Origin of the sequence: Campylobacter sp. 2352 PW (genome assembly GCF_024723575.1) — a bacterium.
Taxonomy (GTDB): Bacteria; Campylobacterota; Campylobacteria; order Campylobacterales; family Campylobacteraceae; genus Campylobacter_D.
Map to the genome: position 1 here is coordinate 1 of NZ_JANQCX010000021.1, position 13,077 is coordinate 13,077.

Consider the following 13,077-nt stretch of genomic DNA (forward strand, 5'->3'; position numbering starts at 1 on the left):
GATAAAAATTCAAATCAAGAAAACAATACAAAACAAAGCAATACCATTATAGATGATATAAAAGAAGATTTTAAGATTGTATCTTATCACCTTAAAAACCTAAGCCACTTCATCTTAGAAAACAAAGATAAAAATAAAAAGCTTATATTTTTTGACAATGCTTCATCTATGTCAAATCTTTTGCATCTTTATGAAAACAATTGTGATATATTTGTTAAAGATGAGTCATTAATCGATATAGCTTTATTAGAACAAAACTATAATCTAGATTTTAATAAACTAAAAACAAGAGTATTTTTTTATGAAAAACTTCTTTTAGGCGCAAAGGAAGATGAAATTTTTTCTTTCAATGATGAAAAAATAAATTATTATCTTAAATATGATGAGAATAATTTATATGCTTTAAAAGATTTAAACATTACTTATGATTATTATCATTGTAAGATTAAAAACTATGTTTTAGCTAAAAATAGTTTAAATATAAAATTAGAACCTAAAAAGATAAGCAAGCACTATGCTTATGATGATTTAAACCATCAAGATCTAAATTTAACCCACAATAACACTAGCATTATAAACAACACTGCTACTTCAAATTACATCAGCCTTATCATACAAGATGAACATGGCAAGGCTATTGATAATGCTAGCATTGGTATAAAAGGGTATGATCATGAAAAACTAATCAAGCAAAGCGTATTAAAATTAAAAACTAATAAAGAAGGTAAAATAAGATTTGATAGAGAAAAAGACTTTAGTAATTGTCATAGTTTTAAAGTTAGATTAGAAGATAATAAAGCTTATTTAGCCAAACCCTTACAAGATAGCAAAAGAATATTTAATAATTATATCAATCATAAAATAGGACTTATACTTAGGTTTAAAAATAAAGATTATTTTAAATATGATGGTTTTTATTTATATCATTTTAAAGGAAAAGATTTAATAGCTTCTTATATGGCAAGAAGTGGAGTAGCTAAAGCTGATAATTTAAAACCATCAAATAAACAAATTGCTTTTAGTTTTTATCAAGATATAAAAGATAAAACTACCAAGAAAAAAGCATATTTTTACTATGATGATGAAAGTATTAAAGATAAATTTGGAAGCTTACCTGAAGGAAAGTATTATTTTAAAATCAATGAGATTAATTACAACAAACAACCTGATTTTTTAAAAGATTATCCTTTTAGCATAGGTAAGACTTGGGGAAAGTATTGTGTTAGATTATACACAGATAAAGAATGCTCTAAAAGTTTTAAAGAAATAGAAATTTCAAATCCAAATGATGAAAAAGGAAAAAGCAAGAATAAAGAAAGTATGAGTAAGGGGGATTTGTATCTTTATAACATTAATGAAAAGGGAGAATTTGGTAGCAATGGCAGTATAGGAATAGTTAATGGGGTATTGTTTGAAGATTTATTAAAGCATTTAAGCTATATTACAAATGAAGAAGAATTGCTTTGCGAATTAGAAGTTAAATACCCTCAAAAACGAAACAATAAAATTGTATTTGCAAAAGAAATAAAGGGATAGATAAATGAATAGCATAAACTCTAAGGAAATATACGATCTTAAAGCTCCGTTTGCACCAGGAACATATGTAGAACTTTTCTTAGAGAATAACGACGATATACAAAGAAAATGGGGTTTTTTTGAATGTGATAGTCAAGCTAAAATGCAATTATTATTTGTATCGGATGATTATTTGCAAAGTTTTGATAGTTTTAGTACTTTAGTTGATATTGATGAAGATGGAGAATTAGAGTGCAATGATGATTACAATGCAACTTTAATTGAACAAGAAAATACAAATAAAATTGGCTTTTCTCTTCCTCTTTATAGAACAAAAGAAACTAAATTTGAAAAATATTATATTGTGGTATTTGCTTATGAAGGCGAAATGCCGACTTTACAAGATCCTTATGTGATCATTGATATGAGTTTTAGAGTGGGTATTGGAGAAGATGATAATGTTACCAATGGTGTTAATCTTGCAAATTATCCCAAAAATATTCAAGAATGGAACCAAATATCACACATACAAAGTGTTTGGGATGCTGTTAAATTTTTCGAATGTCTATCTAAAAAAATAGGTGATACCTTTACTATTATGAGAGAAAATTTCTTTTCATTCTGTAAAAATAATCCTCAAATAGCAGGAAAAATTGCTTATATTTACTATAGATTTGACCTAGGTAGTCAATCTTTCATAGATAGCGTGGAAAATGATTTCAAAGACTATCAAAGAGATAGAGATTTTTATTTTCAAACTTGTAAAGATGTTTTGCTAAATTGCCCTATAGAAAAAAACAATCCTAAAACATTGAAAGAAAAATATGATGAATTGATGCAAGGTAAAAAATTGGATATAGCAATTTATAAAAATTTAATTAGTAAGATTGCAACCGCTATATGTGAAAAATTAGACTTAAATTTAATAACAAAAAATGGTGAAATAGATTTTTTCCAAGGAGATGAAGAAGAATGGGGAGAATATTACAAAAGACGCATACGTGTTAATGAAAATAATCTACATGATTTAAAAGAAATAATAAAAACTATGATTCACGAGATTAGACATTTTTATGTTGAAACTTATTATTATCCAGGACAAGGTATTTTAAGAGGATATTTGTTTTATGCACATGGATTCTCTATAAGCGATGATTATAAAATTTTATTTGATGGCTTTTATAAATTTGATGACAAAGAAAGGCAAGAAAATGCTTATGAAATACAACCAAATGAAAGAGATGCAAGATTTGTCGAAAAAATGATAGATTTTTTAGGCTAAAGAATGAAAATTAAACTTCCTGATTTAAAAAAATATGCTTTTAACAATAGATCAGATAAAACCATATATCTTGGCATAGAAACAAATATTTTATGTGTTGAGGATAGAATAAACGATATTTCAAATTTCTATAGTAGTAAATATAATAAAAAAATTAATGATTTAACCGCTATTTTATATATAGGAAAGGTAATATTTCAAGAAGAGAAAAACAACTTGTTTCCAAAATTTATAGCAAGTAATTTTGATATTAATTTTGAAAAATTAAATAATTTTTGGCTTAATGAAATAACAAACAACAAAGTGCAATATTTCAGGCAAAATAACAATATAATCTTATCCAAAGAACAAATTTACTCATATTTTGATGATTTGCATTCCAACAACATTAACTTAATTAAAAATTATTTTAATAAAATTTATGAAAATAGTGGCATTACCGCTTTAATCTATGACAGAAACAACCATAAAAACGATATATTAAATCAACTTGATACACTATCTAAACAAGATTATAAAATTACATTTAGTGATGAGCTTTTTTACGAATATTTAGTTTGGAGTCTAAATGACTTTTTAATTCCATATTTTTCTGGTAAATTTCAAGATGAAAATGAATTACTTTTTAATGCCGGTGCTTACACTACATATAAAGAATTATATCAAAAACAAATCAATCTTATACCAAATCCTTACTATGGAGAAAATTCTAATATCCCTTTTATTGATTTTTTCTATACTAATATAAATCCATTAAAATATGGGGTGGGTTACATCGAAGGTTATTTAAAATTTTTCAAACACTATCCAAATTCAAAGTTCCTTAAAAAAATGCCTCCAATAAAAGGATATAAATTCTATAGCCCTAATATTAACCATGATGGTAAAATTTTATCTTCAAATAAAGGAAAATTTTATTTTTCTCTAGCTGAAAATCCTCAAATTTTTATTTATTTTTTTCAAAAATATTACCCAAAAAATTGTAACCTTCCAAAACATTGGAACGAAATTATGTTTCAAAAGTTAAAATTAAACATTCCAAACGAAGAGTTATAATTTTTCTATATTCTTAATCAAACTGCTAATATTAGAATCGATTTTAATATTATGAGTTTGCAAATCAAAAATTGCAAAAATGAAAAAACCTAAAATACATCCAATAGGTATAACAACTAACGCAAATTTCATAAATCTGCGTTGAAAATACTGCCAAAATTTTTCCCTATTAGCTCCATTATAAGCCTTATCAAAAGCTGTCTCATCTGTTAAATTTATAAGAGGAGTTAAAGCCGATGCTATATTGTTACAAAGATAAATAATTTTTTCCTCAACATCTTTTTCATGAGAATATTTTCCTCTATATCCTAAAATCAAGCAAACATATATAAATTCCAAAAAATCCTTGTTTTTGGATGGATTAGACAACCAAGAAAGCGCTATATCGTAAAAATTATCACCACCTAGAGTCTCATCAAATAATCTCACGGTTAAAGTATGATTTGCCCAAGAGCTATTAATAAATAAATCATTTTTCATTAGACTTTCATCTATAAATACACATAAACAATATCTTAATTTTATAATATCTTTCTCATCATACTCTTTAAAAGTACTTAATCTTGAACTCCAAACCAAAATTTCATTTACAAGCTTTTCTTTTAAATTCTCTATATAAGCAGCATCCAAAGAATGAACCTTAGATAATCTATAAACAAGTAAAAGAATTTCCAAGCAATTATCAACAACTTTATTGGTTTCTAAACCTTTTAAATCACTTTCTAAAAGTAAAGATCCTTCTTTAAAATGTGATTCTTTTTGCATATTACTCCTTAAAATACAGCCCACATTTTTATATCAGGGTTTTTTATATTTGTTGTTAGATATAAACTTATAACATTTTCACCCTTAAAGTATTTAAACAGCTCATCTTTTTTGTCTAACTTGTAATAAATATAACCATTTAAATAAGGTATAGAAGATGGAATATTTGAAATTTGCTCTATGTTTATCCCTCGTAATTGTGTTGTTACTATACTTTTTATCCTACTTTGAGTATGAATTTTACTTTGAGTTTTAAAATTATATAATAAATACTCATGATTAACATCAGCACTAATAGCTAAAAATAATTCGCCCTCTTCAATAACCGTAGGATTGTCAAATAACAAATCATAAAATCCATTGTTATTGTCAATTACTTGAGCCATAGTATATTTTGGAGAAGTTATTTTTGCAAATAAAACTCTCAGTTGATTAGTAAGTGGTAAAAAAGTGTTAGTCAAGTCATCATGGTTATATACTATAAAATCAGAAAAGGAGCTTTCAGTACCAAAAGCACTAAGATCTCCTTGAAAATCAACTAACTTTTCATATAAATTTTCAGGATGTATTTTATCTTTATTGATTATATATGAAAAAATAAAATACCATTTTTTTAAAAGATTAAGCGATAAATATGTACTAAAATCCAAGGTGTTTTTAGTTTGATCTATACCCTTAAATACTTCAGTGAGTATTTCTTTATGCTGTTTAATTGAATGCGAAATTTCTTCTAAAAATGATTTAATATACGAAGATTTATTTAAATCTAAACAAGTGGGTATAAAACTTTCATCTAACTCTATTTTTTTATTTAAATCAATATTTTTGATTTTTGCTATAGGAATTTCAAGTTCATCTGGAGTTTTGCTGCCTAAAAAGCCCAATTTCAATCTCAAACTAGCTAAAGTAATGCTTATTTTTTCTTGAGAGAAAGTAATATTATCATTCTCATATTCATCTTCTAAATCAGTATGTTTAAAAACATCATTAGTATTATCATCATATATTCTTGAAGCTACAACACTTCTTAAACTAATGTATTTTGAATTAGGTATATTATTGTGTAAAGATATATCTGCTATAGAGGATAAACCCATAGGAATTTTAATAACAATAATAGAATTTACCAAAGAATCATAATTAACTTCCAAAGGCTCTGGAAGCTCATCTTGTTCTGGTGCATTAAAAATGCTACCATCTTTAGCAATTCCAGAAATTCTTTTAAGTGCTATTTTTCCTTGCATTAGCATTTCATTGGAAAATTCTAAATCAATTATTCCATATAAATTATTGAAAGTTGAAATTGTTTTAAGATTAATATTTCTTTCAAAATATCGTTCTTGTTGCTCAAAATGAATTTTATCAATATTTAGCCCATTAAACCAAGCTACTTTTAGCTTATCTGCCATTATATTTTCCTTAGATTAAATATGTCTAATACCATCTTTTGTTATTTCAAATTTTAATGTTTTTTTAGTTCCAAAACCATTAGCATCATCTGTTTTTGCCCAAATTTTTGTTACCTTTTTAGTATTATTTGCAAATAAAACCAAAATACCAATATACGGCACTTCTTCATCTATAACTTTAAAAGCAATAATATTATCTTTAGGGGCAATTTGTAGTCTAATCGAGTCAATTTTATCTCTACCGAGTATAGCATCCTCTCTATTAACCAGCTCTAAATCACTAGCCTTTATAAATTTATTTACATCTTTTAGTTGATACACAATAACAGTCAAAGGAACATCATCATTTCTACTATTTAAATTAGAATTTTTTATATTATCAATCTTTACACTTACAACACTAGAGCAAGAACTTAAAAACAACCCCATGAGCAACATAACAAAAATTTTTCTCATTCCCATCCTTAAAAAAATACTTAAATAAATAACACTATAATTTTGTTTTTTATTATAATTAAAAAAACTTTCAATAGTGCTTAGGAGATAAAAAATGATTTTCTGTGATCATTATGAAGAAAATTTAGAAAACTTAGAAATATTTCATTTACTTGAAGAAGAGATGACAAAATACAAAACATTAAATCATGAAAAAATACAATGGGATAAGGTATATGAACACTCATTAGATATTTTACAAAACAACTCGATGGATATGAAAATTTTCGCTTACTTTTCTTTATCATGTTTAGCATTAAATAACGAAGAGTGTTTTAAAATATTTTTAGAAATAATAATTTTTACAGAAAAATTATTTCGAGAAAAACCTGAAAATATAAGTAAAACATCTTCTATACTATTAAATCAAAAAAAGAAATACAAACAAATTGTTGAAAATTTTATTAATGAATTTAATAAAAATTCACCAAAATGCTCACAAGTCACAGCTAAAAGTTTAAATGAGTATTTTGAAAAATTACGCGAAATTTTAAATTGTAATTTTGCAAAATTAAACATTAAAGAAGAAATAACTCAAACTAAACAATCACCTCTTAAATCTCCAGTGACACAAGTAAATATCGATATAAAAAACACAAAATTATCTAATCTTAGCGATAGAGAATACAGAACATTATTAAATAATCTAGCAATAGAATTACTAGAAAATAACATTGAAAATACTAATGCTTATTCATTGTTTGCAGAAGCAGCTTGGGGAAGATTAAAAACCCTTCCACCGCATTCAGATTTTGTCACTAAAGTAAGATATCCTGATAGAAATTTAATAAAATTACTATTAGATAAAAATACGAATGAGTTAGATCAAATAAAATGTTTTATCAATAACCTTTCACTTAACCCTTTCTGGATAGAAGGATTTAAACTATTTTGTGATTTTTTACATCATCATCAAAAAGAACACTCCTTGAAAATTTTAAATTTACTAACTTGTAATTTTATTCTCAAATTCAAAGATATTACCAAGTTAAGATTTGACAACGGCGAATTAATGTGTAAAGAAGATACATTTAATTATTTTGTAAAACAAAATCAAGAAACTAATAAAAAAACACACACCACATCCGATAAAAATAAAAAAGTAGAGCAATTACTCATTGAAATAAACAATGAAAATTATAATAATTCTTTATTTTGTAATATAAATTCTTTAATAGCCATGGCACAAGTTTTTGAAACAAACAATATGAAAAATAATGCAAAAATTATATACTTACAACTAGTTGAACTTATGGAAAAAACCTTATTAAAGGATTACTTAAGTGATGAGTATAATTATGCAAAAAACAAAACTAATAAAAAAATATAAACTTAGTTATTCTTTATTTAGTTTTATGTATAATTTAAAAAATAAATTTTAATTCAAAAAATAAGGAAGTAAAATGTCTGATGGATCAAGTGCACCAAAAGAACGCATAAATATAACCTACAAGGCAAAAACAAACGGGCAAAATGCAGAGATAGAATTACCTTTAAAACTTATGATAATGGCTAATTTAACAGGTAAAAATGAACAAAATTTAGAAGATAGAGAAATTGTGTCTATCAACAAAATAAATTTTAATCAAGTTATGCAAAAACTAGACATCAAAACCCAATTTAATGTTAAAAATACTTTGGGTGGAGGCGCTGAAGAATTAGATATCAACCTAAAAATATCTAGTATGAAAGATTTTTCGCCTGATAATATAGTGCAACAAGTGCCAGAGTTAAATAAACTAATGCGCCTTAGAGAAGCATTAATGGCTCTAAAAGGACCCATGGGTAATATTCCAAATTTTAGAAAAGCTGTTTTAGATGCTCTAAAAAATGAAAAAACCAAAGAGCAGTTGCTTTTAGAAATCAAAAAAGAAAATAACGAAGAATAAAGGAAACATAATATGTCAAAAGATAAAGTAATTGATACTCCAATTATTGAAAGTATTATGGAAAAAAGCAAATATGCTAGAAATGATGAAAGCTATAGTATAGCAAAAAGAGGAGTAGCCGAATTTATTTCCGCAATAGTTGAAAGCGATAACATAGAAGATAAAATCAACAAATTTGCACTTGATGAAATGATTGCCCATATCGATGATTTATTATCAAAACAAATGGATGAGATTTTACATAATGAAGAATTTCAAAAATTAGAATCGACTTGGAGAGGACTTTTCTTCTTAGTAGAAAGAACTGATTTTAATGAAAATATTAAAATTAATCTTTTTGATATTACAAAAGAAGAAGTTTTAGAAGATTTCGAAAATAATCCAGACATCACCCAAAGTGTTGTTTATAAAAATATTTATTCTTCAGAATATGGACAATTTGGTGGAGAACCAGTTGGTGCTATAATTGGTGATTACCAACTAAGCACTGCAAGTCCAGATATGACTTTTTTAAATAAAATGTCAAGCATAGCAGCAATGAGTCATTCTCCATTTTTAACTTCTTTAGGACCTAAATTTTTTGGTTTAGAAAATTATTCAGAATTAGCTAATATTCAGGATTTACAAAGTCTTCTCGAAGGTCCACAATACACAAGATGGAGAACTTTTAGAGAAAATGAAGATTCTAAATACACAGGATTAATGGTTACGAGGTTTTTGACAAGATCGCCTTATGATAGTGAAGAAAATCCCATCAAAAGCTTTAATTACAAAGAAAATGTTCACGCATCTCATAATCATCTATTATGGGGAAATTCAGCATATGCTTTCGCAACAAGATTAACAGAAAGTTTTGCTAAATACAGGTGGTGCGGTAGTATCATAGGACCAAAAAGCGGTGGAAGCGTAAAAGATCTTCCTGCTTATTTTTATGAAAATTTTGGAAACTTAAAAGCTAAAATTCCTACTGAAGTTTTGATTACAGATAGAAGAGAATATGAACTTGCAGAAAATGGGTTTATAACTTTAACTCTAAGAAGAGACACCAATAATGCAGCATTTTTTTCAGCAAATTCTGCTTTAAAACCTAAAATATTTCCAAACACACCAGAAGGAAAAGAGGCTGAAACAAATTACCGCTTAGGTACTCAATTGCCTTATGTATTTTTAATTTCAAGATTAGCACATTATCTAAAAGTACTACAAAGAGAAGAAATTGGAAGCTGGAAGGAAAGAAGTGATATTGAAAATGGTTTAAACGAATGGGTTAGACAATATATTTCAGATCAAGAAAATCCACCAGCAGAGGTTAGAAGTAGAAGACCTTTTAGAGGGGCTCAAGTAAAAGTGGATAATATACCAGGGGAGCCTGGATGGTATAAGATTGGGTTGAGTGTTCGTCCTCACTTTAAATATATGGGTGGAAATTTTGAACTATCTTTAGTAGGTAAATTGGATAAAGAATAATAAATGTCTTTGCTGGATAAAATTATTCATTCATTGGATGAGCAATATAAAAATATCCCTTTTTATCAAAATGAATTTCAAGAAATAAAAAATAATATACAAGTTTTGCTTAATGCAAAACTTGATGACTGCTTAAGTGTTGAAGATTTTGGATTATCTAGTATGGAAAATCTAAATTTAAGCTCGACAGAACTTTGCTTGAACATGGCAAAAGAAATTCATAAACTCATAAGTAAATACGAAAAAAGAATTATAATTAATTCTATCACATATAATGATTCTTTAAAACCTTGGCAACTTTCATTTTTACTAAAATGTGTTTTTTGTAATGATAATTTTAAAGAATTTGCAATTGAAATTATATTTAAAAATAATCGATATTGCGAGGTTATCTAAAATGACACAAGATGATATACATTATTATCAAAAGGAGATTGCTTATCTTAATCATGCTCGGAAAATTTTTATAGATAAATTTCCCAAGTTAACCCCTTTTTTATCTTACGATAGTAAAGATCCAGATATAGAAAGAATTATTGAAAATTTAGCAATATTAACCTCTAAAATTCATCAAGAATTAGATCAAAATATACCCTATATTGCAGAATCTCTAATTAATATTCTTTCTCCAAATTACACCAACATTCTACCTTCTATGTGTATGCAAGAATTCAAATTTAGCGAAAACAGCAAACTCAACAGATTAATTATTCCTAAAAATAGTACAGTTAAATCCGTATCTATAGAAAAATGTGAATGTGAATTTAAAACAGTATATGATGTATATCTATATCCATTAAATATAGAGAATGTTTTTTTAGGAAGTGAAAGACAATATCATACATTAGATATACAACTTAGAGTTAGTAGAGAAGATTTAAACATAGAACATCTAGGTTTAGATAGACTAAGTATATACTTAGGGGATGATGTTTACACATCATCTACATTACTTTTTTATATGCATCAATATTTAGAAGAAATAAAAGTCATATCTCATGACACAAAAGAAGAATTTAAAATAAATACCCATAATATTAAAACTATGGGTTTAAAGCCAAGCGAAAGTTGCCTATTTTATAATGACTTAGGATTTGAATCTTTTTCCTTGCTAAGAGAATACTTTTTTTTGCCTGAAAAATTTAATTTTATCTCAATACAAGGCTTGGATGTTTTACATGAGTGTAAAGGTAAGTTAATTAGCATTTTTTTTAAATTTAATAAAACACTTCCTAAAAATTGTATTATAAAAAATGAATTATTCTCATTATCGACAACACCAATCATTAATATTTTCGAAAAAACAGCAGAACCTATCATCAATAATCACTCGAAAAATGGATATAGAATTTTTATCGATAGAACAAATTTAAATGCATATGATATAGTTCAAATAAAACAAGTCAAAGCACATAATAGCGACAGCGGGAGTAGAATTTTAAAAAACTATAAAAATTTTGAACGTTTTGAATTTATGCAAAATAAAATACAAGATTTTTACTACATTACAAATAAATCAAATTCCAAACAAGATAACTTCAAAGAAATATCGTTTTTTTCCTCAAACAATACAAATGAAACAATCACAATAGATGTATTATGCTGTAATAAAAATTTACCGACCCGTTTAAAAATAGGCGATATCAATCTTATACCTTTTTATAAAGATGCTATTACGAAAAACATTACCATTCCAACGCCGATTAAGCAAGTTAAAACCAATGGTGATCTTTTATGGAAATTAGTTTCTATTTTGTCATTTAGTTATCAAACTCTTTTAACAAAAACATCCTTTTTTCAAGTTTTAGAAAGCTATAGCTTTCCTGATGATAAAACTTCTGAAGTAGTATGTCAATTACTTACCTCTTCAATAATTGACATACAGTCAAAACCAAGCTACTTAATTGATGAGTATATTACAAAAAAAGGTACTATGAGTATTATAAGTATAGATGATTCTAAATTTTATTCTTTGGGTGAAGTTTATAAGCTAGGATTAATAATTTCAGAATTTTTATCATCCTTTGTGAGTATTAATTCATTTTGTGAATTAAAAATTAAATGCATAAACTCAAAAGCGACTATACACTATCCTTTTAAAAAAGGAATTAAACCTATATTATGAACAATGCAAACTCTTATACCTTTTATAAACTTCTTAAAAAATTATTAAAAGATCATCCCAAAGAAGATATTTTTCTAAGGGTAAATAATGCTCTAATGCATCCTAACAAAGAAATCGAATATGTAAAATTCAATAAAAATATTAGTGATTTTCCCATTGAAATTATGATTAATTTTATGGGTCTACAAGGTAATACATCACAACTCCCTTCTTATATACTAGACAAGCTCTCTAGGAATGAGGATGGCGGGGATGGATGGAGTTTATTTTTTGACTTCTTCAATCACTATCTTCTTTGGATTTTTTTTGAAATTACCACTCTTAACAATTATCCAAAAAGTTTTGATATTAACTTCAACGATAGAATTTCTAAAATACTATTTTCTATGTTAGGCATCAATGACACAAAAATTGCAAAGAGATACCTACCTTTTGCACCGTTATTACTAAGTTTAAGAAGACCTAAAAGTTATATTGAAAGAATTTTACAAATCACTTTTAATTTACAAAATCAATTAAATATTATAGAAAATATACCCCATCAAATTTACATAAGACACATACAATTAAATAAATTAGGAAGTAAAAATCATATTTTAGGAAAAAATCTAATCTTGGGAAAAAAATTTCTATCTTACCAAAATAAAATAGCTATTTATATAAAAGATATACACTATGATGAAGCTTTAAAATACTTTCCAAACGCAGAAAAATACAAAGAGCTTAAAGAAAGTATATTATTTCTAACTAACAATGAATTTTGTGTTGATTTATATCTTAAAATTATTTTTAATAAAAGAATGCTGTTTAAGCTAGGAGACTACTCTCACTCCAAATTAGGATGGGGTAAAATTTTAGGAAAAAAAATAAAAAATTACGAAATAATACATATTAAACTTCATGAATAATTTTTATATTTATCAAAATATATCATTTATTCATCTATATTAAAATCAAATACATAAGATCTGAATTTTTATTATTAAACTATTGATATTATTAAATTTTATTAATACCCAATATTATGAAAATAACCATAAATTAACAACAAGCTTATATTAATCCAAAACTCTA

At 25.9% G+C, this 13,077-nt stretch carries 12 protein-coding genes; 9 read left to right on the top strand and 3 right to left on the bottom strand.

Going from position 1 to position 13,077, the window contains the following annotated elements:
* The 3 genes from CAMP5121_RS07680 to CAMP5121_RS07690 form a co-directional block, all read left to right on the top strand.
* Positions 1-1,536: hypothetical protein (locus CAMP5121_RS07680; RefSeq protein WP_337215262.1), on the top strand; the 1,536-nt coding region annotated here is incomplete at its 5' end.
* Between the two features lie 4 nt (positions 1,537-1,540).
* Positions 1,541-2,797, top strand: coding sequence for a hypothetical protein (locus CAMP5121_RS07685; RefSeq protein WP_337215263.1), 1,257 nt, complete (start codon positions 1,541-1,543; stop codon positions 2,795-2,797).
* Positions 2,798-2,800: 3 nt separating this feature from the next.
* Positions 2,801-3,853 (top strand): hypothetical protein, encoded by a 1,053-nt coding sequence (locus CAMP5121_RS07690; protein WP_337215264.1) that lies wholly within the window; start codon positions 2,801-2,803, stop codon positions 3,851-3,853.
* On the opposite strand, the gene icmH is transcribed toward CAMP5121_RS07690, so the two are convergent.
* Genes icmH through tssJ form a run of 3 tightly spaced genes read right to left on the bottom strand, consistent with a single transcriptional unit; the run spans position 3,848 to position 6,483 of the window.
* Positions 3,848-4,618 (bottom strand): type IVB secretion system protein IcmH/DotU, encoded by a 771-nt coding sequence (gene icmH / locus CAMP5121_RS07695; RefSeq protein WP_220524490.1) that lies wholly within the window; start codon positions 4,616-4,618, stop codon positions 3,848-3,850. The two genes, CAMP5121_RS07690 and icmH, sit on opposite strands and share 6 nt — an antisense overlap.
* 8 nt (positions 4,619-4,626) lie before the next feature.
* Positions 4,627-6,027: a type VI secretion system baseplate subunit TssK gene (tssK, locus tag CAMP5121_RS07700; RefSeq protein WP_044598839.1), complete on the bottom strand. Its 1,401-nt coding sequence runs from the start codon at positions 6,025-6,027 to the stop codon at positions 4,627-4,629.
* Positions 6,028-6,042: 15 nt separating this feature from the next.
* Positions 6,043-6,483, bottom strand: a complete 441-nt coding sequence (gene tssJ, locus CAMP5121_RS07705; RefSeq protein WP_337215265.1) for a type VI secretion system lipoprotein TssJ — start codon at positions 6,481-6,483, stop codon at positions 6,043-6,045.
* Positions 6,484-6,577: 94 nt separating this feature from the next.
* On the opposite strand from tssJ, the gene CAMP5121_RS07710 reads away from it, so the two are divergent.
* The 6 genes from CAMP5121_RS07710 (at position 6,578) to CAMP5121_RS07735 (ending at position 12,911) form a co-directional block, all read left to right on the top strand.
* Entirely contained in the window at positions 6,578-7,852 is a 1,275-nt protein-coding gene (locus CAMP5121_RS07710; protein ID WP_066007555.1) for a TssA family type VI secretion system protein, read from the top strand.
* Between the two features lie 73 nt (positions 7,853-7,925).
* Positions 7,926-8,411, top strand: a complete 486-nt coding sequence (gene tssB / locus CAMP5121_RS07715; RefSeq protein WP_039626294.1) for a type VI secretion system contractile sheath small subunit — start codon at positions 7,926-7,928, stop codon at positions 8,409-8,411.
* A gap of 12 nt (positions 8,412-8,423) precedes the next feature.
* Complete coding sequence (gene tssC, locus CAMP5121_RS07720) at positions 8,424-9,878, top strand: type VI secretion system contractile sheath large subunit (protein ID WP_337215266.1); 1,455 nt, start codon at positions 8,424-8,426, stop codon at positions 9,876-9,878.
* 3 nt (positions 9,879-9,881) lie between these two features.
* Positions 9,882-10,274, top strand: coding sequence for a GPW/gp25 family protein (locus CAMP5121_RS07725; protein WP_066007556.1), 393 nt, complete (start codon positions 9,882-9,884; stop codon positions 10,272-10,274).
* Between the two features lies 1 nt (position 10,275).
* Positions 10,276-12,003 carry a type VI secretion system baseplate subunit TssF gene (gene tssF / locus CAMP5121_RS07730; RefSeq protein ID WP_263687864.1) on the top strand — a complete coding sequence of 576 codons (1,728 nt, stop codon included), beginning with the start codon at positions 10,276-10,278 and terminating at the stop codon, positions 12,001-12,003.
* Positions 12,000-12,911, top strand: coding sequence for a type VI secretion system baseplate subunit TssG (locus CAMP5121_RS07735; RefSeq protein WP_044598845.1), 912 nt, complete (start codon positions 12,000-12,002; stop codon positions 12,909-12,911). The genes tssF and CAMP5121_RS07735 overlap by 4 nt, the downstream gene beginning before the upstream one ends.
* The last annotated feature ends 166 nt before the right edge of the window (positions 12,912-13,077 follow it).

Coding starts and splice junctions, on each gene's coding strand:
- tssF (WP_263687864.1), top strand. CDS start 10,276: ATGACACAAGATGATATACATTATTATCAAAAGGAGATTGCTTATCTT.
- tssB (WP_039626294.1), top strand. CDS start 7,926: ATGTCTGATGGATCAAGTGCACCAAAAGAACGCATAAATATAACCTAC.
- CAMP5121_RS07710 (WP_066007555.1), top strand. CDS start 6,578: ATGATTTTCTGTGATCATTATGAAGAAAATTTAGAAAACTTAGAAATA.
- CAMP5121_RS07690 (WP_337215264.1), top strand. CDS start 2,801: ATGAAAATTAAACTTCCTGATTTAAAAAAATATGCTTTTAACAATAGA.
- CAMP5121_RS07735 (WP_044598845.1), top strand. CDS start 12,000: ATGAACAATGCAAACTCTTATACCTTTTATAAACTTCTTAAAAAATTA.
- tssK (WP_044598839.1), bottom strand. CDS start 6,027: ATGGCAGATAAGCTAAAAGTAGCTTGGTTTAATGGGCTAAATATTGAT.
- CAMP5121_RS07725 (WP_066007556.1), top strand. CDS start 9,882: ATGTCTTTGCTGGATAAAATTATTCATTCATTGGATGAGCAATATAAA.
- icmH (WP_220524490.1), bottom strand. CDS start 4,618: ATGCAAAAAGAATCACATTTTAAAGAAGGATCTTTACTTTTAGAAAGT.
- tssJ (WP_337215265.1), bottom strand. CDS start 6,483: ATGAGAAAAATTTTTGTTATGTTGCTCATGGGGTTGTTTTTAAGTTCT.
- tssC (WP_337215266.1), top strand. CDS start 8,424: ATGTCAAAAGATAAAGTAATTGATACTCCAATTATTGAAAGTATTATG.
- CAMP5121_RS07685 (WP_337215263.1), top strand. CDS start 1,541: ATGAATAGCATAAACTCTAAGGAAATATACGATCTTAAAGCTCCGTTT.